This is a genomic window from Bdellovibrionales bacterium (assembly GCA_041662785.1).
GTDB lineage: Bacteria > Pseudomonadota > Alphaproteobacteria > UBA9219 > UBA9219 > UBA8914.
This window is the reverse complement of sequence record JBAZRW010000003.1, coordinates 111,170-129,721: the sequence shown is the minus strand read 5'-3', so window position 1 is coordinate 129,721 and position 18,552 is coordinate 111,170. Positions and strand designations below refer to the sequence as shown.

The following is an 18,552-nucleotide window of genomic DNA, read 5'->3' as shown; positions in this document are numbered from 1 at the left end:
CTACCCCATGAACGCCCGCCGTTTTTATCATAAAGCCAGAGGCATGGCCAAGGGAGCCTATCTTACGCCGTGGCATGATAAGACGCGGGCGAAGATCATGATCATTGGCTTTCTGGCTAACCTTGGTTATGGCAACCTTTCTTTTACGCTCAACTACGCGATGGCAACCGAAGGGCTGGTTCACAGTCTCGCCTTTCAGATGGCGCGGACGGCTCTCTTGGCTTTTCTGGCTATTCCTTTTGTCTTCTGGTTTCTGGAGCGTTATCGCTCACGCTGGCTTTTGATGATTATCCAGCTTGTGGGGCTTAGTCTTTTCTTCGTGGATAAAAGCTCTGGCCTTGTCAACGCGCTGGCTATTACGGTTGCCTTTTCGCCCTTTATGGCGCTTCACAATTACCGCTTCGCCAAAAACCAGACGCGCGACAATCGCGGCAATGAAGTTGCGTTGAACAGCTACATCATTATCTTCAGCTATTCCATCGGCCTGCTTATCGGCGGCTTTGCGCTGCAATACGGATACTATTATCCCGCCGTCCTACTTGGCAGTTTGTCTACGATCCTTGGCGCTTTCTTTCTGTATTATCCCATCACCTCAAAAGACAATTTTGCAAAAGTTCGCAGCCTGATCAACTATAACAAGCCTTCAACGCGCATTAGTTTTTTCAATGGCCTGTTCACGGTTATGAGCGACGGCACAATGCCCATTTGGATGGAAGTGATGGGAATCTCGCCGCTGGGCGCGGGCATCAATATGTCCTTGCGCCCCATGATCGGCATGTTGCTCACGCCCATCGCAGGCTGGCTCATTCAAAAAGGCGGCATCAAGGCAGGACAACTGGGCGGCGGCGCGATGATCGCAGGCTGGCTTTTCCTTGCCGCGGCACAGCCGTTTCCGTGGCTTCTAGCCTTTGGTATGGCGCTCCTGACCTTTGGCAGCAATTTTGTCAGTCCGATGGAAGTCGGTCGCTGGCAAAAACGCCGCTCGGCCGCCGCCACAATGGCACGCGAAGTGGTGATCGCGTCGGGACGTTTTCCTGCTTATGGAGCCAGCATCCTTGTCAGTTTTCTATGCCCTGTTTTGTATCCGGCTTTGGGATTGGCCTTTAGTGGCCTGTTTGTCCTTGGCATGCGCCCCAAGCGCAAGGGACTAGGCCGCCGCGCTCTTTAAAAATGCTTCAGGCTGGCGCGCCAGTAGTCATACCCCGTGATGACGGTCAAGCCTCCCGCCATCCACAACAGTGTGTCGCCAATCAGCGTCGAAGGAATCATAAACGGCGAGTTTTCTGTCCCGATGATAAGAAAGCCCAACGCAACCAGCTGGATCGTCGTTTTCCATTTGGCCAATTGGCTGACAGGCACGCTGACGCTCAGACCCGCCAGATACTCGCGCAGACCCGACACCGCGACCTCGCGCAGCAAGATAATGACAGCAGGCAGAACCGTGAATCCTGTTATCTTTTGATTATAGACCAGCAGCAGCAGAACGGCAGAGACAAGAAGCTTATCAGCGATGGGATCGAGAAATTGCCCGATGCGCGAAACCTGATTATCGCGCCGCGCCATATAGCCATCTAGAAAGTCCGTGACTCCCGCAATCGTAAAGAAGAACCATGCCGCCCACGCCGCCCAGCCATAGGGCAAGACAAGCAAAAGCAGGATCAACGGGATCAACACGATCCGCGTGAGGGTGAGCTTATTGGCGAGAGAATTGAACATAGTCACTGGCTACCGTAAAAGTATCTCTGTCATGCCAGCGCAGGCTGGCATCCCATTTGGTTTCTTCTACAATTGCAATAACAAATGGGATCCCCGCCTTCGCGGGGATGACGCGCTTGATTCCACCCTACCCTTTTTCATGAAAACTGTCATATATTTTCTTGGCCAAGGCGGGGCTGATGCCGGAAACGCGTGAAAGGTCGTCGATTCCTGCGCCAGAGACGGCCTTTGCCGACCCAAAAGCGTTCAAAAGGGCGCGTTTTCGCGCTGCACCAATGCCCACGACTTCATCCAGCCCTGAGGCGGTAAAGGCCTTCGCCCGCCGCGCCCTGTGCGTGCCAATGGCAAAGCGGTGAGCCTCATCGCGCAGGCGTTGCAAGTAGTAGAGGGTCGGATCATCGGCGGGCAGCGTAAACGGCGCTTTGCCTTCCACAAAGAAACGCTCGCGCCCCGCGTTGCGGTCAGGCCCTTTGGCAATGCCGACCAGCGCGACATCTGTAACGCCCAGCTCCGCCAACACGGCGCGGACTTTGCCCACCTGCCCCGCGCCGCCATCGATGAGGAGCAAGTCCGGCCATAGCCCCGATTGCCGCTGCGGGTCTTCATCCAAAAGACGGGCGAAGCGCCGCGTGAGAACCTCGCTCATCATCGCGAAATCGTCGTTGCTTTGCGCGGTTTTTATGTTGAACTTGCGATAGGTTTTGTTGAGGAACCCCGCCTCGCCCGCCGCGATCATCGCGCCAACAGCATACGTCCCAGAGGTATGCGAATTGTCATAAACCTCAATCCGCTGCGGCGGTTTTTTAAGGTTGAAGATGGAGGCCACCTGCGCCAGATGCTTTTTCTGCTCCGCGCTATCCGCCTGATGCCGCGCCAAAGCCTGCGCCGCGTTCGCCAAAGCATGATCGACAAGCCTTTTCTTCTTGTCCTTTTGGGGCACGAGCAAAGAAACCTTGCGTCCCGCTTTTTCGCTAAGCGCCTGCGCCAGCAAGGCCGCCTGATCCGGCACTTCGCTAAGCAACAACTGCGGCGGCGGCTCCCTCTCCGCATAAAACTGCGCGATAAACGCGGCCAGAACCTCGCCGCTTTCCACGCCCTTATCGTGCGCGGGAAAATAAACGCGCGTGCCAAAATTGCGATCCGCGCGGAAAAAGAAAACCTGCACCGCCGTCATGCCGCCCTGCCTGTGGATCGCGATCACGTCGGCATCGCCTAGGCCTGCGACATTGATATCCTGCTTGGTCTGCACACTGGTCAGCACGCGAATGCGATCACGCAAGGCGGCGGCGCGTTCATAGGCTTGCGCCTCGCTGGCCGTTTGCATTTGCGCGGCCAGCTTTTCCTGCACCGCTTGGCTAGAGCCGCTGAGGAAAGCGCAAGCCTCTGCCACCTGCTGGGTATAATCGGCCTCGCCCACCTTGCCACAACACGGCGCGGTGCAGCGCTTGATATGGTATTGAAGGCAAGGCCGACGCGCTTGCGCGAACACGCCATCGCTGCAGGTGCGCAGCATAAAAGCGCGTTGCAAAAGGATCAGCGTTTCCGTCACCGCGCCGCCGCTGGCAAAGGGGCCGAAAGACCAACCCTTGCGCTTGGCTTTGCCGCGCACCTTCATCATCGGCGGAAAAGGATGATCGCGCGGAATAAAGATAAACGGAAAGCTTTTATCGTCGCGCAAAAGGACATTGAACGGCGGCATAAAACGCTGGATCAGATTGGCTTCCAAAAGGAGAGCCTCAACTTCCGTGTGCGTCACCACGATTTCCATGCCGCGAGTCTGCGCCACCATGCGCTGCAAGCGGTTGGGCAGACGCGCGCGCTGCGTATAGGACACAACGCGCCGCTTCAGGTTCTTGGCTTTGCCGACATAAAGGACAGCGCCATCGGCGGCGAGCATCCTATACACGCCCGCGCTTTCGGGCATGGTTTTCAGTTGCTCACGGATCGCCACCGCGCCGCGCTCATAGCCGCCCGCGCCCTTACGCAACCTGTCAGAGGATAGAGAGTCCGTCATACAACAAAAGGCCTTGGTTTAATCCATCCCTTTAACCATACCGACCTTCCCCACCGCATGAAACTAAAAACAATTGGTTAACGGTCTTGAGATTTATGCAGAAGAAGCGCAGTGTAGCCTTACTGAAAATGGAGGCGATCATGGATTTCAAAAAGGCCGCAAAGGAAACCTGTCTTTGGCTTGCAGGCATGTCGGTTGTTGTGATCGGGGGCTCCTTCTTACTCGATACTTCCGTTGGAAAAGATTTTGTCTCGCACCCCTTTATGAACGCGGCAATACTCGTCGGGGCATTAGTCAGTGGCACTGTCTTGGGGTATGGCTGTCTCTATGCAAAAGGTAAGTGGGATAAACTCTTCAACGAACATCCCAAAAGCCCTGCCCCGACTGCCTCCTCCACCCCCCCTATCATCAAGCCGCCAAAGACAAAATCGGAACCTAGGCCCTCGTAACGCGGGATGGCCCCTCGTGATAATGATAAAGGGGGAAAGATTAGGTCAAACCGAATAATTTTTATAATATCCCGCGTCATTGCGACCCCCGCGAAGGCGGGGGGAAGCAATCCAGCGCCGCGCCCCGTGTCAAGCACGGGGCAGGCTAGCGCGGCGTATGAGTCTTATGCGCGGCGGACGCCGCGCAGCTGGATCCCCCTACGCTGCTTCGCAGCTTCGGCGCGACAGGTCGCCACGCTCCGCCTGCGGCTCCGCTCGCGATGACGGCGGGAGAAATACGGAAATTAAATGGTTCGGATATGAGTCAAAAACACCCCTTTTGACCGCCAAAATACCTATGTCAGCTCAATATGCTTTTAGACAGCCCCGCATTTGCGTTTGGGTGAGCGCTGAATGGCCTTAAAGCGTTTTTCCTACCACTGGTAGCGCAGGAAATTGACACACCCACAGCACGCTTAAAACCGCCTTAACGTTGATGCACTTTCCACATGAAGTATGGTTACTTTTTAAAGGGCGTCTCAACCCCTATCGATGCCCATCCGCATTGAAATTATCAAGGTAGCTTTTGGGGCGAACGCGGCGCTGCTGGGGCGTTATAATCTCAAAGCTCCAGCCCTGCTGATCGGCAAAGGTTGAGGCTTCCTGCGGCGAGGAAAAGCTCAGCCGTCCCGTCAGCGAGGACAACGGATCCCCCGCGCTGGTCCAGCCCATCAACGGCTCAACCTCACGCGGGGATTCCTTAAGCGGCTCAATCAGCCAGCGCTCACCAAAGGCGCAGCGCGACTGTGTGGCAGACTTAGCGGGTTTGTAAATCAAGACGCGCAAGGACGACCCCAGTTATAATTTAACGTGAAGGGCACGCTATAGAAAGAATGTTAAGATTTTATGAGAAAAGGGGGACTTGTTTAAAAGCCCCCCCTTTTCTTTTATCGCCTCAATTACACCTCACGGATAAACGCGAAGCGCCTTGATCGTACCATCAGGCAACTTAACACGCAATTTAGAGGCCTTTGAATCCGTTGTGGCCACCGTTGCGACGTTGACGACCTTGTTCACGCCACCAATGGTGTTATACAGCTTCACGGGCGATGTCCCCGTTTTCTTGGCCGCGATACTTACTTTGCCAAGCGTTGAGTCTTGATACCGAATGCCGCTGTCGCTAAAGCAGGCGGCGTCCGCGTGATAATAACGCCCATAATTGCCAGAGGGCACACCCGCTGCCAACGTACAGTAAAAGGCCTTCAATGTTCCGGCATTCGTCGTATCGCTCCCACTACCAAGACCATTCAGGGTTCCTGTCACGGAAAGCGTATCCGCCTTCAGCATGAGACCACCGCCCGCGCCATGTCCGCCAGCGCCACCATCGCCGCCTTGATGACTTTCAGAGGTGTTAGGATTACCAGTAATGCCTGAACAATTATAAACTAAGCCAGTGTTAGAACAACTCGCAGGAATTTTTGCCGTACTTGTATAATATCCCCAAATACCTGCCGAACCTGATCCAGAGGCCTTTGCAGCAGCGTTTCCACCCGCCCCACCGGAGCCGACCAAATCACACTCCAATGTCGTGGTAAGACCAGTCCCGTCAATTTGTCCATTCGTCGCCAAACCACCATTACCACCCCCCCTTCCATTGGTTTGAATGGCTCCTGTCACCGTCAGGTTATCTGAAGCAACCAACTTGATAAAGCCACCACCGGAACCACCCGCGCCGCCACCTCCCGATCCACCAACGCTGCAAAACACCATTTCACGGGCACTCGCGCCGCCCGAACCGCCACCACCGCCTGATCCCATCCGCAAGGATTCATCGGTCGTTGTGTCTCCCTGTCCACCAGCAAGCGCATACCCGCCCTTGCCGCCAGCCAATCCATTAAGACGAGCCCCCAAGCCCGTGTCGGGCGTGGTAACAGCCGTGGCGCCATTCCCGCCATAGACGCCCCCCCCCGCACCTCCAGCTCCGCCGATAGAAAAGCCATAAGTGCCAAAACCCTTTGATCCTAATGTCCCATTAGCGCCGCCTTGTATACCCACGCCTGCTGCCCCATTAGTGTAGGGGCGGCACTGAATAGGGGGCGCACTGGGTCCCGTAACACCTACGCCACCGCCGCCACCGCCGCCGCCACCATAGCCTGCGCCTGCCGCCGTCAGCGTTCCCGCAATTGTGATATTGGTCGCGTTAATTGTCACATTGCCATAATTGGCTCCATCCCATGGCTGAACGGATACGGTTGCGCCACCCGCCACCGTAAACACCCCGATGTTGGTGTGAATGCCCGCGATTTTTGTACCGTTCGCGGGATTCCACGCCGCGCCGCCATGGTCGCCGCCCGTCAGATTGCCCCAAGCCCAAGCCTCCCCCGCCGGCATTATCGCAGCGGCGAGAAAAAGAACCGGAAGCCATTTATAGGATGTTTTGCTCATTTTATGGAACCGACCTAACCCATATCTGCCCAAGAGCAGGTGAAGGAGGATCAACCGCCACGGGTGTCAAAACAAGTCCGCCACTTGCCGTTGTAAGCCCCTGAATAGTTACTTTTGCCGGACTCACATTGTTATTTCCCTCGACTATAAAACCAGTCGCACATTTGATGGAACGACCTTGCGCTCCATCCCATACCAAAACACGCTTACTTCCAGAATCACATTGGCCATCATCCTTATCCATTCTTGTCGGTGGCAACATCTGCATAGTAGCAGGCGAAGCGACCGCTGCCTGCGCAACGCAGGGCGCAAGGGCCATCACCACGAAAGCGGAAATCATCAAAAAACGAACAGATACGAAACGCATGACAAGCCTCCAACGTTAAGATAAATACCCTACTTTAAGGATAGGGGACACTGGTTGATAAAAGCTTAATTATAGACCGCGCCCGCCCTCAAACCGCTGTCCAGCCGCCATCGATGGTATAGCTTGCGCCTGTGATTTGTCGCGCCGCGTCAGAACACAGGAATACGGCCAGCGCCCCAATGTCCTCTGGCGAAGCAAACTGCTTAGAGGGTTGTTTTTCCGACAAAAGCTTGGCCGAGGCTTCCTCATTCGTCAGACCCTCGCGCTGCGCGATAGCGTCGATCTGTGCTTGAACCAAGGGGGTTAGAACCCATCCGGGACAGATGGCATTACACGTCACGCCGCTGCCTGCCGCCTCCAAAGCCACAACCTTGGTCATGCCCAAAACAGCATGCTTCGCCCCGACATAGGCGATTTTGTTTGGGCTGGCGACAAGCCCATGTGCCGAGGAAATGTTGATAATACGCCCCCAACCCTTTTCACGCATAAGGGGCAGCGTCTTGCGGGTTGTATAGAACACGGACGACATGTTGGTCGCGAGGACAGCGTCCCATTTCTCCAAGGGGAATTGATCGACGGGCGCAACAAACTGGATACCAGCGTTATTCACGACGATATCGATAGAGCCAAAGGCCGCGAGCGTCGCGTCCATCATCGCGTTGATTTGATCAACTTTGCCAACGTCTGCGCCGCTGTATTCAACGCGCACACCCAAGCCGGCAATCTCGGCCTTAGCGGCGGTTACCGTCGCCTCATCCGCAAAACCGTTGAGCATGATGTTCACGCCCTCTTTGGCAAGAGAGCGGGCAATGCCGTACCCGATACCGCTGGTGGAGCCTGTAACGATGGCTGTTTTACCCTTAAGCATAGCGACGCCTCCCTTGCTGCAATGTTGGCGAAGCCTAGGCAAAGGAGGTTAAAAATTGATTAGGGTCTTTTGTAATGGCGGACGGGGTGGGATTGATCAAAAACGCTCGCTTCTCGCGTTTTTGCCCCTTCGGGCGATGTCGCTTTGCTCCATCGTCCAAAACGCCTTTGGCGTTTTGTCGAACCCTTGTGGGTTCTTCAGCTCTACCTTGTTCTTCATAAAGCAAAAGGCCCCTAGGGGGCCTTTTGCTTTACAGGCGGAGCAAAGGCGGTAAACCTGGGCTCCAGTGGATCATTAAGGTTAAGGGACTGTCCTAGAAATTAATCTATATAGTTTCATGACTGCGTGCTATAATGATCAGACAAGAATTTCAATTTGTGAGGAGAGGATAAATGGAAAAAGAAGATTACGAAGACATATTGGGTAAATTCAGAATTCTCAAAGAGGCTATGCTTAAGAGTGCAAAATATCGCGAAAGTCAAGTGGCGAGCGGTGCTGCTATAAATGCGTATGCAAATTTGACTGCGGTCGAAGCGGAAGTCAAAGGTGGCGCGATTTTGGCAAAAGACTCACAGATTGAAATATTAAAGCAAGCTAGTTTTGTGGGATCCACAGAAAACGAGAGCCATCATGGAAAGGCACAAAACGCCAATGCCTTTGCCAATCTCGTAAGAGCCCAGATATCTTTGGGTAAGTTGACTCCATAAGTCGCTGGAGAGGAACCTAGCCAAGCTGCCGAACGGCGCAGATTTCCGCGCGGGTTCTGGGCTTTGCGACGGCTGGCCAGCCCATGCGCATCAAGCACTTGCGTGTCGCGAATGTCTATTGCAATAAGCGCTTCGCGCATCAAGCGATGGTCATCGGCAAGAGCGCGTGTGCACGCTCTGACTCGTTGATCTTGATTAAAATGCGACGTTCAAAAAATGTGTCAGCCAAGGTGTGGTGCAACCAATTTTAACATAACTGCGCACTTAAGCATTCGTTGCACGAAAGCTGGCAGACAAATGCTTATCTGAAGTGCCCAGAACCATGCATGATTGGCTGTCGAACCCGAGCAGGTGCTTCAGCGCGACCATGTTCTTCATAAAGCAAAAGGCCCCAAAGGGGCCTTTTGCTTTATGGCGGACGGGGTGGGATTCGAACCCACGGTGGAGTTACCCCCACGCCGGTTTTCAAGACCGGAGCCTTCAACCACTCGACCACCCGTCCGCACAACTCAAAAATATCTTCTCTCTTGCTCACTTACGTTCGCGGGCACTCGACCACCCGTCCGTCCGTAACCTATATAACCTAATGTCAGATAAAATGATCATAAAAAAGAAAACAAACTGGATTCCCGCTTTCGCGGGAATGACGGGTTTAATGTTTAGTTCCACCCCATAACCGTCACCCCCGCGACCTGTCGCGCCGAAGCTGCGAAGCAGCGTAGGGGGAAAGCGGGGGTCCCGTTTCCTTTTTTCATCTTCTGAACATAATTCAGAAAAGACTGCAATCCAAAAGAGCGCTGTTTATACCGAGGCCTTACAGAAAAATCAAATGATCATCGTACTGGTGTCGCTCACCAGCCAGCGCGAGCGAAGTTCCGTATGGTGAAGGGCAAACCACTGCATCGCGATCACGCTGGACGCATCGCGCAGTTTTCCAGAATACAGTAGGTTAATGGCCTGCATAGCCTCTAAAACCACAACTTTGATATCCTCCCCCTCATGGGCGAGGCCATAAATAGAGCCATCTTCGGGGGCCTTAGTGCGTCCCACGAACAGGGTCGTGTATTCCGACAAACAACCGGGACTGGGGTAATACGAGGCTATTTTCTGCAAATCCGTCACCTCACAGCCCGCCTCTTCCGTAGATTCGCGGCGGGCCGTCACCTCTGGCGTTTCATCGGCGCCGATCACGCCCGCGACAACCTCGATCAGGAAGGGATCGTCGCCCTTGGCCATGGGGCCAGCGCGAAACTCTTCGATCAAAATGACTTTGTCTTGATGGGGATCGAAAAGGAGGACGGCGGCGGCGTTGCGTGCGCCCTCAAACACCTCGCGCGAGAAAACATCGCTCCAGCCGCCTGCATAAAGCTCTTGACGCAAATGGAACCGATCCACGCGAAAATAGCCCTGAAACAGAGCCTCGCGGTGAATGATTTCATACTTTTTGTCGGACATAACGGCTCACAATGGAAGTTCCCCCCGACAACACCTTGACAGCATAGGAATGTCAAGACCCCTTCGCGCCAACAAGCCTTAAAGCTTGAGAATAGCGTCAATTCGTTGTGGGGGCATGGAGGGATAACGGGCGCTGATAGCCTCCCTCGTTGCTTCAGTTGAAAGACGGGCAAGATCGCCATCTCTTAGGGCCTTGACCTTGGGACATATCTCTTGCGCCACTAAACGAAGAGTCAGCATGACATTAACGTCATCGCGCATGGCAACGGAAGTAGCGCCGTACTCGCCATACTCTTTATCTGTCAGCATGCTATTTCTAACCTCGACAGGGAGAGCATAAAACTTATTTATGTTCGCCTCGGCCAAAAGATCGCGACCGTCCATCGCCTGATAGCAAAGCACGAAAGCCTGAAGATTATCAAAGGGACTCCCTCCCTCAGCCTTAGTGGCAGCGTCAAGAAGATTTTGAGCTTCTTTTTCAATCTGGCGGGCAGCCTTTTTGGCGGCGTGCCGCGCACGTAATTTCGAAAGGAATGAGAAGCCTGCCATAATATGATCTCCTCGTAAAACTGGCTCCCCGGGACGGACTCGAACCGCCGACAAGGTGATTAACAGTCACCTGCTCTACCAACTGAGCTACCGGGGAAGCGCGGCAATCTATAATGGGTGTTTTTATGCCATGCAACCCAAATCTTACCTTTTTTGAGCAGAAGGGCTAAAACAGGTTAAAACAAGGCTTTTTAGGCTCCTTGCCTAACAGTTTTGACACGCCCGTCACCCCTACTCCTTTCCGTCATCCTCGACGAGCCTTGCGCCAGCAAGGCGAAGATCGGGGATCCCGTTTGGTTTTAAAATTCTTCGACAAAGCCTATTTTGTTCTTTTTAAAATAAACGGGATCCCCGCTGGAGCCTGCCCCGCACTTGATGCGGGGCGGGGATGACGCTAAAGGAAAATCGCGGGGATGACACGCGATTACCCTTAGACCGCCCTGCCCAGCATCTCAGCCATGCGGCGGGCGAAGGCGGCGGGGTCGGCCAAAGGCTCGCCATCCATCAACCGCGCCTGATCCAAAAGCAGCCACGCCATATCGTTTAAGGAGGCTCCGCCTGCCTTCGTTTCGGCAGAACCTTCGAGTAACCCAGCGGCCTTATCGGCCAGCTTCTTGATAAGCGGATGGCTGGCGTTGATCTCCAGAATGCGGGCGCTGGCGGTGCGGATTTGGTTGTGCTGTTTCAGGAAACGCTCCAGATGAATATCGACGTCGCCCTCGTCCGCCGCAAGGCAAACGGGGCTATCGGTCAGGCGGTCAGACACGCGCACGTCCTTGACCTGCTCGCCATAGGCCATCTTCATCGCTGTGATCAGCGAGCTAACCGAGTCCGCAGGCGCTTCTTCTTTTTTTGCTTCGTCAGTTTTGTCCGTCTTGGCGATTTTGTCGAGGTCTTGCCCTGCGCGGGTCGCGGACTTGAACGGTTTTTCCTCAAACGTCGCCACGGCCGTCGGCCAGAAATCATCCACGGTTTCCGTCAGTAGCAACACTTCGATGCCACGCGCCTTAAAGCCTTCCAGATGCGGGCTGCGGGCAAGGCTCTCTAAATTGTCGCCGTTCATATAGAAAATGGAGTCTTGGCCTTCCTTCATGCGGGAAACGTAATCGGCCAGTGAAGTGAGGCCACTTTCATGCGTGGTGCGGCAACGCAGAAGCTTCAGCAGCGTTTCGCGATGCTCGGTGTCCTCATAGACGCCTTCTTTCAAAACCGCGCCGAAATTGTCCCAGATTTTGGCGTAAGTCTCTTTGTCCTTCTCCGCTTCTTTGACAAGCTCCCCCAACACGCGGCGCGTGACGCCTTGGCGGATTTTTGTCAGCATAGGATTGTTTTGCAGCATCTCGCGGCTGACGTTCAGCGGCAAATCCTCACTATCGATCACGCCGCGTAGGAAGCGCAGGTACGGCGGCACAAGACCCTCGGCCTCGTCCGTGATAAACACACGCTTGACGTACAGCTTCACGCCGTGGCGGCGCTTAGGATCAAAGAGATCATAGGGCTTCATGCCCGGAACATACAGAAGGCCCGTGTATTCAATCTTGCCTTCCGCCTTCCAGTGCATCGTCATAGCGGGTTCTTCGAACGCATGGCCGACATGGTGATAAAACTCTTTGTATTGATCGGCGGTGATATCGCTTTTGGCGCGTAGCCATAGGGCGCTGGCGTGGTTGACGGGCGCTTCCTCATCATTCAAAAAAATCGGCAGAGCGATATGGTCGGAATAGAGTTTGATGATGCCGCGCAGGCGTTCGGGACTGATGAACTCGTCCTCGCCTTGCTTCAGATAGAGCGTGATCGTCGTGCCTCGCGAGGCCTTGGTATCCTCCTCGACAGCGAACTCACCGCGCCCGTCCGAGCGCCAGCACCATGTCTCTTCCGTTCCAGCCTTGCGGCTCAGGACTTCCACTTCCTGCGCGATCATAAAGGCGGCGTAAAAGCCAACACCGAACTGGCCAATTTGCGTAATGTCGCCTTTTTGAGCGGCCTCCATGCCCTTGATAAACGAGGCCGTACCCGACTGAGCAATCGTTCCCAGATTGTCCACCAGCTCATCGCGAGTCATGCCAATGCCGTTATCCTCAACCGTGATGGTGCGCGCCTTGGGGTCGGATGAAATCGTAATCTTGAAGTCCGTGTCCTCGCCCGTCAATTCCGGAACCGTAAGCGCCTCATAGCGCAGCTTGTCACACGCGTCCGAAGCGTTAGAGATCAGCTCGCGCAGGAAAATCTCCTTCTCACTGTAAAGCGAGTGAACGACGATATCCAAAAGGCGGCTGACTTCGGCCTTAAAGGCCATTCTTTCTTCGGTCATCAGGAATCTCCCTTATTCAAAAAACATGAGGCTTATATGGGGCTCAATGATAAGAATTTCAAGAGCGATATTAACCATAGTTATGAGGATATTGATAGGGAAACACTATATTATTGCATCGGCCACAGCGCTCCTTTACTATCATGCGAGCAAACAAAGGAGATATCTTAAATGAGCGAGCCATTTTCTTCAGTTATCTATGTATCTTATCAATTGTCCGGTCGGCATTGTGTCCGAATTATTTCAAAAGATTTGGCTCGTAATTTTCCTGAGAAGTATTCTGGACTTTCCAAACTTATTGTCTGTCGCTTTGATGATTTCCGTCACAAAGTACAAGAAGCCCACAAAAGCGACGCTGGATTATGTCTTGTCGTTCTGGATTATATTCATGATAAGGACGGTAAAAGGGCAACAGAGGCTTTGTTAAATGATTTGCATGCTGTTAGCCAAGAGGTTCATAAACCGCTACCCAAGATCGCCATTCATTCGGTTGATGGGAAAGAAAAAGTCGCCCAATTCATTCAGCATGCCAAGCAACAAACCCCCATTAAGGCCATTGAGAATTGGAGTGATGCTTTGCCGTTCTTTCCTGTCATCGCTCATCGCATTTTGAATGTTCAGAAAGAATCCCTTCCCAAACAATCCCCCACCCCTTAGGGAGCGATGTTTTGTGGTTAACGGCTTTTTGAATAAGAACGATTTTTCAAAGGGTCTTTCTTAAAAACGCCCTCTCTATGCTTAACAAGATATTAATAACATATTGAAAGTAATAGCAAAATTGTTTTTGCTCGGGCTTTTTGCTATTCTATCGCTACGCGCAGGGATGAGCGCAACCATTCTTGAATGACGAAACCATTTTGAAAAGCTAGAGGGGGCCTCTATGTTAGAAGCAAGAGATGAGAATTACGAAATTAATCCGGCGCTCTATGGTGGCCTTAGGCCATGGGTGCAAGAAAGCAGTATTCATATGGCTGAAACAGTCGACTTTGTTGGCTTTGTAAATGAGGAACCGGACAAGTTACGTCACCCCCAAGATAACAATGGGGTGTGGCTTGTTCGTATGTCTAACTTCCAAAATGTTCCTAATGGTGTGTATTCTGTAAAAATCAAAAAATCAGATGACGGAAAATCAATTCGCGTGTTTGCGGGTGCGGCTCAGCTTGTCACAGATATTCCAAATAAGACCAATGATTTTTACTATCCTATATGGGGAGAAAATGAAGTTACTCTATCAGAAAAAGCATACAACTTAACGACCCCTCCTAAACTCATCAAAAAAATAGGTAAGTGCCTGCGTTCGGCGCATGCAGGCTTCAAATACGACTTCGTTTAAGCATAGCAACCTAACATTAGGGGAACGCTATGCCTAATATGAACGCGCTAGCTGCTATTTTTTGCAAAAAGATCATAGACCTTAAAATACATGCTGGGGGCTTTGCCTTTAAAAAGCCCGTGTTGGGTTGCGTATTGTTCTATGCTGGACCAGATGAAGCTATTGTCAAAATCGTAAGGCTCAATAGAAATGACCCAAGCTTCTCACCCATTCCTAACTGGAAGCTGGCGTCCAATGAAGCGACGCGCCTTCACGCAAACCGTTTAGATGATACGCCTCTATTTAGCTACCTAAGGTCTACAGATTTCATCAAAGATGCAGTCAAAATTGTTGGCCGGAGATTTGCGGCATTAATAGAAAAACCAGTATGGGACTATGTTTCTGATAAGTTTTCAAGGACAACTCCTTTCAAAGAAGCGGTGACGCTGGCCTGTGGCGCTCATGAAAAATCATCCTTTCGTGCAAAAGAGCTCTTTGGCATGTTGGACAACCCACATCTTGAAATAGTCAACAAACGCGATGCCGCCATGTTTCGTGATTTTCGCAAACTGGGGGCAAAGGAAGTTTTTGCCCTTTCGTGCGCGACCTATTTGCTTGACCTTCGCACCCATGCACGAGCCAGCAACGACAACGAGGTAAAAGCCCTTTACAAGAACGAGCGTGATTTCTTCTTGGCTTGGCGCAATGGTGAAAAGGCGGCCTTTAGGGCAAAGTCAAAAACCGCCCGTTTGGCTTTTAAGAAAGCCAGAAAAGAAATCCTGACCAAGCACGCAGCAAGCGCGACCCGCCCGCTGTCCCCGTCCGTTCCACACCCCTTAGGGCGTGATGCCTTGCATCTCTAGGGTTAAGGCGATCGTGTCGCCTAGGCCCGTTTCCGGCTGCTCTGGCGTGGGGTCGACGGTCATGCCATAGGCCTCGCGCTTGACCTTGCCCGTAAGCGTCAGACGCAGCTGCCCCCTCCCCTCGGCCTTGGCAAGCGTGGCGTCAAAGCTCGCGGCTTGGCTTTTGCCGTGCAGGGTCAAGGTTCCCTTAATCGCGCCCGCACCATCCTTAAGCGTCACAGGCGCGTCCGAGGCAAAGCTGATTTCGGGATTTTGGGTGATCGCGAACATCTCAGCGCTGCGGCTGCGCGAGGTCTGGGGCGCTTGCAGGCTCCGCGCATCAATCGCAAACCGCAGGCGGCTGACGGTGTGAGTGCCTTCGTCATAGTGAAAGCTGCCCGTGGCATCCTGAAAGTCGCCGGAAAAGAGCTGTTTTGAGGCCATATCCGTCACAACAAATGACGTCTTGCACTGCTGGGGCGGCGCATAATACGTCCCCGCAGCCGCGCTGACGGAAGGCGCAGAAATCATCCCGATAAAAGCCAGAAACAGGACGGTGGCAAGACGCGTCCGCATGGTCTATTGCCAATAGCCTGGAATAAAGGCCCAGCCAAAGGTGCGATGCTCCCAACGGTCTGGCGTCCACGCCGCCGTGGGGTTGGGCTTAAAGATATAAGAGCCTTCAACCCAGCTAAAGGTAAAACCATCATAAGACCAGTAGCCCGACCGCCAGACTTGTTGCATCGGGTTAAGCATTTCAGGCCTGACCTCAATAGGCGATGGCGGTGGAGGCGAAGGCGAAAGGCGGACAAAAGGAAAAACTTGAGGTTCCATTGGCGGCTGCTCATTGCCCGCTTGATAGGACGAACAAGCGCCTAAAGCCCCGACCAGAAGAGCAAGAAGAAGAAATTGAAACCGACCGACTTTCATCCTGAAATCTCCACCATTGAAGGGTGTTCTTTAAACAAAGGCTTTACAAAACCGTGACAGTGAAATCTTCGATCACAAGGTTGGCAAGGATCTTTTCGGCCATCGCCTTGGCGGCCTCGGTGGCTTTGGCGGCGTCCGTTTCGCTGGTCGTGACAAAAATCGTTTTGCCGACGCGCACGTCTTCAACGCCCGCAAAACCAAGCGCACCCAAAGCATGACCAATCGCCTTGCCTTGAGGATCCAAAACGCCGTTCTTCAGCATAATATCAATGCGAACTTTCATGGGGAGCAACCTATCTTTCGTTGAATGAGGTGATATTGTTGTTGGTCGGCGTATTATCGCCCGTGGGGTTCAGGCCTTCGGGCAAAATGCCAAGGCGACGCGCCACTTCCTGATAGGCCTCTTCAACCTTACCAAGATCCTCGACAAAGCGGTCTTTGTCCATTTTCTCGTTCGTCTTGATGTCCCACAGACGGCAATTATCGGGGGTCATCTCGTCCGCCAGCACGATGCGCATTTCATCGTGATCCCAGATGCGGCCAAACTCCATCTTAAAATCCACAAGCCGCAGTCCAATGCCAAGGAAAAGCCCCGACATATAATCGTTCACGCGCAGCGTGTGCGACATGATTTCGTCCAGCTCATAGGGATTGGCCCAACCAAAGGCCGTGATGTGTTCTTCGGATACCATCGGGTTGTTCAGGTCGGCTTGCTTGTAATAAAACTCGACAATCGAGCGCGGCAGCGCCGTGCCTTCGGGAATACCAAGGCGCTTGGCAAAGCTGCCCGCCGCGACGTTGCGCACGACGATTTGGATCGGGATAATATCAAGCTGGCGGATCAGCTGCTCACGCATGTTCAGGCGGCGCATGAAATGCGTCGGCACGCCGATATCGTTCAGCTTGGTCATCAGATATTCGGAAATACGGTTGTTCAGGACACCCTTGCCCGTCACAATGCCCTTTTTCTGGTTATTATGGGCGCTGGCGTCATCCTTGAAATACTGCACTAAGGTTCCGGGTTCTGGCCCTTCGAACAGAACCTTGGCCTTGCCCTCAAAGATGCGGCGGCGTCTGCTCATGCGGAAATTCATACTTTCAACCACTTAGCCATAGGAACAGGGCAACGACTCGCAGCCCCGACAAGGATAGGTATAACAGGCTACGGGGCCGATGACAATGATGGGAAAAGGAAGGCGTTTCAGGCCCATAAAGGGCCAGAAAACCAACGCTTAGCCGAGTGGCGGAAAAAGGAAACTCAATAGCCACTCCCCGCCCTCTGAATCCTGTCCGGCACACCAAAAAGTGCAGCCCCTTGCCGGAGAATGACGGGTATATGACAGGCATATGAAGGGTGCGCGCGACTTAGCTTAAATCGCGGTGCGGATGACTTCTTGATAGGCGGAGATGACCTTATCGCGGATTGAGGTCACGGTTTGCATCATCACTTCCGCATTGCTGACGGCCAGAATAACGTCTTGCAAATCGGCCTTGCCGACCGCGCCCTTGGAGGCCATTTCCTCGCTGTGCTTGATGCTTTGAACGGCATCGCCCAGAAAATCGCCCAGCGCGTCCGAGAACGTATCGCCCTTCTTGTCCACGGGAGCCATCGCGGCGGCGTCTTTGATCCCAAGGCCAGCGCCGTCAGCCTGACGGTACGCGGAAAGAACATTAGAGACGTTCATGACCATCGGTTTTCTCCCCTACTAATTCCTGAGCAAATCAATCGTGCGCAGCAGCATCGAGCGCGACGATTCAATAACATTAAGATTGGCATCATAAGAGCGCTGCGATTCCCGCATGTCCATGCTCTCCATGATCGGCTTGACGTTCGGCGTCATCACATAACCCTGCGCATCGGCAGCGGGGTGAGAGGGATCAAACTTGCGAATAAACTCGCTGTTGTCCTTTTTCACGCCATCAACCTTGACCTTGTAAATGCCTTGGGCGCGGTCAAACTCGTTCTTGAAGGTCACCACTTGGCGCTGATAGGGCTTATCATTGGGCGTCGCGGGCGTTGTCGAGGCATTGGCGATATTTTCGGCAATGACCTTCATGCGCGTGGACTGCGCCCGCAAGCCAGAGCTTGCGATCGACATCACCGATGTTAGGTCAGAGGTAGTCATCGCGTCCGTTCCTTAAGAATTATTTGCCAACGGCAAGTTTAAGAAGGTTCATAAACTTCTGGTAGATCGAGGCGTCCGCCTGAAACTCAACCGTGGTTTTCGAGACTTCCATCATCTGTTGTTCAAGGTCCACCGAATTGCCCGTCGGCATAACCTCAAAGGGCCGCATCGTTTTGGTCGCCGCGTTCACGCCCGCCATCGAGGCTGGCGTAATGTGCCGATCATTCGTCACGGACATGCCGCTGCTGGCCGACTTCAACGTATCGGCAAAGCTTGCAAAGGGGGTTAGCTCTTTGGCCTTATAGGCAGGCGTGTTGGCATTCGCGACGTTCTGCGCGAGCACCGCCTGCTTCTGTCCCAGATAGGCCATCTTTTGGGACATGAGACTTAAGATACCGCCATCCATGAGCGACATAAGCGAATCCTTTTGTTAGGGATTAACTATAACACAGTTTTTCCGTCCGTCATAGTTGTTACGAAGG

At 53.3% G+C, this 18,552-nt stretch carries 22 protein-coding genes and 2 tRNA genes; 6 read left to right on the top strand and 18 right to left on the bottom strand.

Features of this window, described 5'->3' with window-relative positions:
* Positions 1–7: 7 nt before the first annotated feature.
* The gene (locus WC612_04050) at positions 8–1,168 is read left to right on the top strand and encodes an MFS transporter (protein MFA6279949.1); all 1,161 of its coding nucleotides are present in this window, start codon (positions 8–10) and stop codon (positions 1,166–1,168) included.
* Here WC612_04050 and pgsA read toward each other — a convergent pair.
* Positions 1,165–1,716, bottom strand: coding sequence for a CDP-diacylglycerol--glycerol-3-phosphate 3-phosphatidyltransferase (pgsA, locus tag WC612_04045; protein MFA6279948.1), 552 nt, complete (start codon positions 1,714–1,716; stop codon positions 1,165–1,167). The two genes, WC612_04050 and pgsA, sit on opposite strands and share 4 nt — an antisense overlap.
* Before the next feature lie 127 nt (positions 1,717–1,843).
* Positions 1,844–3,730, bottom strand: coding sequence for an excinuclease ABC subunit UvrC (uvrC, locus tag WC612_04040; GenBank protein MFA6279947.1), 1,887 nt, complete (start codon positions 3,728–3,730; stop codon positions 1,844–1,846).
* 140 nt (positions 3,731–3,870) lie between these two features.
* Between uvrC and WC612_04035 the strand changes: the two genes are divergently transcribed.
* Positions 3,871–4,179, top strand: a complete 309-nt coding sequence (locus WC612_04035; GenBank protein MFA6279946.1) for a hypothetical protein — start codon at positions 3,871–3,873, stop codon at positions 4,177–4,179.
* A gap of 525 nt (positions 4,180–4,704) precedes the next feature.
* Here WC612_04035 and WC612_04030 read toward each other — a convergent pair.
* From WC612_04030 to WC612_04015, 4 genes are all read right to left on the bottom strand, one after another.
* Positions 4,705–5,004 carry an NADH dehydrogenase ubiquinone Fe-S protein 4 gene (locus WC612_04030; protein MFA6279945.1) on the bottom strand — a complete coding sequence of 100 codons (300 nt, stop codon included), beginning with the start codon at positions 5,002–5,004 and terminating at the stop codon, positions 4,705–4,707.
* Between the two features lie 120 nt (positions 5,005–5,124).
* A complete protein-coding gene (locus WC612_04025) occupies positions 5,125–6,603 on the bottom strand; it encodes a hypothetical protein (protein ID MFA6279944.1) in 1,479 nt (492 codons plus the stop codon).
* Between the two features lies 1 nt (position 6,604).
* Positions 6,605–6,970 (bottom strand): hypothetical protein, encoded by a 366-nt coding sequence (locus WC612_04020; GenBank protein ID MFA6279943.1) that lies wholly within the window; start codon positions 6,968–6,970, stop codon positions 6,605–6,607.
* An 88-nt stretch (positions 6,971–7,058) separates the two neighbouring features.
* Positions 7,059–7,838, bottom strand: a complete 780-nt coding sequence (locus tag WC612_04015; protein MFA6279942.1) for a 3-hydroxybutyrate dehydrogenase — start codon at positions 7,836–7,838, stop codon at positions 7,059–7,061.
* A gap of 392 nt (positions 7,839–8,230) precedes the next feature.
* Here WC612_04015 and WC612_04010 point away from each other — a divergent pair, with 392 nt between their 5' ends.
* Complete coding sequence (locus tag WC612_04010) at positions 8,231–8,545, top strand: hypothetical protein (GenBank protein ID MFA6279941.1); 315 nt, start codon at positions 8,231–8,233, stop codon at positions 8,543–8,545.
* A gap of 412 nt (positions 8,546–8,957) precedes the next feature.
* On the opposite strand, the gene WC612_04005 is transcribed toward WC612_04010, so the two are convergent.
* The 5 genes from WC612_04005 to htpG all read right to left on the bottom strand — a co-directional run bounded on the left by WC612_04005 (position 8,958) and on the right by htpG (position 12,860).
* Positions 8,958–9,047 (bottom strand) — tRNA-Ser (locus WC612_04005).
* A 323-nt stretch (positions 9,048–9,370) separates the two neighbouring features.
* On the bottom strand, positions 9,371–10,000 hold the full coding sequence (locus WC612_04000) for an NUDIX domain-containing protein (GenBank protein ID MFA6279940.1): 630 nt from the start codon (positions 9,998–10,000) through the stop codon (positions 9,371–9,373).
* A 78-nt stretch (positions 10,001–10,078) separates the two neighbouring features.
* The gene (locus WC612_03995) at positions 10,079–10,549 is read right to left on the bottom strand and encodes a hypothetical protein (protein MFA6279939.1); all 471 of its coding nucleotides are present in this window, start codon (positions 10,547–10,549) and stop codon (positions 10,079–10,081) included.
* A 21-nt stretch (positions 10,550–10,570) separates the two neighbouring features.
* A tRNA-Asn gene (locus tag WC612_03990) sits at positions 10,571–10,646 on the bottom strand.
* 333 nt (positions 10,647–10,979) lie between these two features.
* Positions 10,980–12,860: a molecular chaperone HtpG gene (gene htpG, locus WC612_03985; GenBank protein ID MFA6279938.1), complete on the bottom strand. Its 1,881-nt coding sequence runs from the start codon at positions 12,858–12,860 to the stop codon at positions 10,980–10,982.
* Between the two features lie 171 nt (positions 12,861–13,031).
* Between htpG and WC612_03980 the strand changes: the two genes are divergently transcribed.
* The 3 genes from WC612_03980 to WC612_03970 all read left to right on the top strand — a co-directional run bounded on the left by WC612_03980 (position 13,032) and on the right by WC612_03970 (position 15,035).
* A complete protein-coding gene (locus tag WC612_03980; GenBank protein ID MFA6279937.1) occupies positions 13,032–13,517 on the top strand; it encodes a hypothetical protein in 486 nt (161 codons plus the stop codon).
* A gap of 223 nt (positions 13,518–13,740) precedes the next feature.
* Complete coding sequence (locus tag WC612_03975) at positions 13,741–14,193, top strand: hypothetical protein (protein MFA6279936.1); 453 nt, start codon at positions 13,741–13,743, stop codon at positions 14,191–14,193.
* Positions 14,194–14,222: 29 nt separating this feature from the next.
* Positions 14,223–15,035: a hypothetical protein gene (locus tag WC612_03970; protein MFA6279935.1), complete on the top strand. Its 813-nt coding sequence runs from the start codon at positions 14,223–14,225 to the stop codon at positions 15,033–15,035.
* Here the strand turns inward: WC612_03970 and WC612_03965 are convergent.
* From WC612_03965 to flgB, 7 genes are all read right to left on the bottom strand, one after another.
* Complete coding sequence (locus WC612_03965; GenBank protein MFA6279934.1) at positions 15,009–15,590, bottom strand: YceI family protein; 582 nt, start codon at positions 15,588–15,590, stop codon at positions 15,009–15,011. The genes WC612_03970 and WC612_03965 overlap by 27 nt on opposite strands.
* A 3-nt stretch (positions 15,591–15,593) precedes the next feature.
* On the bottom strand, positions 15,594–15,944 hold the full coding sequence (locus WC612_03960) for a hypothetical protein (GenBank protein MFA6279933.1): 351 nt from the start codon (positions 15,942–15,944) through the stop codon (positions 15,594–15,596).
* A 43-nt stretch (positions 15,945–15,987) separates the two neighbouring features.
* Positions 15,988–16,227, bottom strand: a complete 240-nt coding sequence (purS, locus tag WC612_03955) for a phosphoribosylformylglycinamidine synthase subunit PurS (GenBank protein MFA6279932.1) — start codon at positions 16,225–16,227, stop codon at positions 15,988–15,990.
* Between the two features lie 10 nt (positions 16,228–16,237).
* A complete protein-coding gene (gene purC, locus WC612_03950) occupies positions 16,238–17,026 on the bottom strand; it encodes a phosphoribosylaminoimidazolesuccinocarboxamide synthase (GenBank protein ID MFA6279931.1) in 789 nt (262 codons plus the stop codon).
* A 288-nt stretch (positions 17,027–17,314) separates the two neighbouring features.
* Positions 17,315–17,629 (bottom strand): flagellar hook-basal body complex protein FliE, encoded by a 315-nt coding sequence (gene fliE / locus WC612_03945; GenBank protein MFA6279930.1) that lies wholly within the window; start codon positions 17,627–17,629, stop codon positions 17,315–17,317.
* A gap of 21 nt (positions 17,630–17,650) precedes the next feature.
* Positions 17,651–18,070, bottom strand: coding sequence for a flagellar basal body rod protein FlgC (gene flgC / locus WC612_03940; protein ID MFA6279929.1), 420 nt, complete (start codon positions 18,068–18,070; stop codon positions 17,651–17,653).
* A gap of 19 nt (positions 18,071–18,089) precedes the next feature.
* Positions 18,090–18,485, bottom strand: coding sequence for a flagellar basal body rod protein FlgB (gene flgB, locus WC612_03935; protein MFA6279928.1), 396 nt, complete (start codon positions 18,483–18,485; stop codon positions 18,090–18,092).
* Positions 18,486–18,552 lie beyond the last annotated feature (67 nt).

Coding starts and splice junctions, on each gene's coding strand:
- WC612_03970 (MFA6279935.1), top strand. CDS start 14,223: ATGCCTAATATGAACGCGCTAGCTGCTATTTTTTGCAAAAAGATCATA.
- purS (MFA6279932.1), bottom strand. CDS start 16,227: ATGAAAGTTCGCATTGATATTATGCTGAAGAACGGCGTTTTGGATCCT.
- WC612_03975 (MFA6279936.1), top strand. CDS start 13,741: ATGTTAGAAGCAAGAGATGAGAATTACGAAATTAATCCGGCGCTCTAT.
- WC612_03995 (MFA6279939.1), bottom strand. CDS start 10,549: ATGGCAGGCTTCTCATTCCTTTCGAAATTACGTGCGCGGCACGCCGCC.
- WC612_04035 (MFA6279946.1), top strand. CDS start 3,871: ATGGATTTCAAAAAGGCCGCAAAGGAAACCTGTCTTTGGCTTGCAGGC.
- WC612_04010 (MFA6279941.1), top strand. CDS start 8,231: ATGGAAAAAGAAGATTACGAAGACATATTGGGTAAATTCAGAATTCTC.
- purC (MFA6279931.1), bottom strand. CDS start 17,026: ATGAGCAGACGCCGCCGCATCTTTGAGGGCAAGGCCAAGGTTCTGTTC.
- fliE (MFA6279930.1), bottom strand. CDS start 17,629: ATGAACGTCTCTAATGTTCTTTCCGCGTACCGTCAGGCTGACGGCGCT.
- pgsA (MFA6279948.1), bottom strand. CDS start 1,716: ATGTTCAATTCTCTCGCCAATAAGCTCACCCTCACGCGGATCGTGTTG.
- WC612_03980 (MFA6279937.1), top strand. CDS start 13,032: ATGAGCGAGCCATTTTCTTCAGTTATCTATGTATCTTATCAATTGTCC.
- WC612_04015 (MFA6279942.1), bottom strand. CDS start 7,838: ATGCTTAAGGGTAAAACAGCCATCGTTACAGGCTCCACCAGCGGTATC.
- WC612_04025 (MFA6279944.1), bottom strand. CDS start 6,603: ATGAGCAAAACATCCTATAAATGGCTTCCGGTTCTTTTTCTCGCCGCT.
- WC612_04000 (MFA6279940.1), bottom strand. CDS start 10,000: ATGTCCGACAAAAAGTATGAAATCATTCACCGCGAGGCTCTGTTTCAG.
- htpG (MFA6279938.1), bottom strand. CDS start 12,860: ATGACCGAAGAAAGAATGGCCTTTAAGGCCGAAGTCAGCCGCCTTTTG.
- WC612_04020 (MFA6279943.1), bottom strand. CDS start 6,970: ATGCGTTTCGTATCTGTTCGTTTTTTGATGATTTCCGCTTTCGTGGTG.
- WC612_03965 (MFA6279934.1), bottom strand. CDS start 15,590: ATGCGGACGCGTCTTGCCACCGTCCTGTTTCTGGCTTTTATCGGGATG.
- WC612_04050 (MFA6279949.1), top strand. CDS start 8: ATGAACGCCCGCCGTTTTTATCATAAAGCCAGAGGCATGGCCAAGGGA.
- flgC (MFA6279929.1), bottom strand. CDS start 18,070: ATGACTACCTCTGACCTAACATCGGTGATGTCGATCGCAAGCTCTGGC.
- WC612_03960 (MFA6279933.1), bottom strand. CDS start 15,944: ATGAAAGTCGGTCGGTTTCAATTTCTTCTTCTTGCTCTTCTGGTCGGG.
- flgB (MFA6279928.1), bottom strand. CDS start 18,485: ATGTCGCTCATGGATGGCGGTATCTTAAGTCTCATGTCCCAAAAGATG.
- uvrC (MFA6279947.1), bottom strand. CDS start 3,730: ATGACGGACTCTCTATCCTCTGACAGGTTGCGTAAGGGCGCGGGCGGC.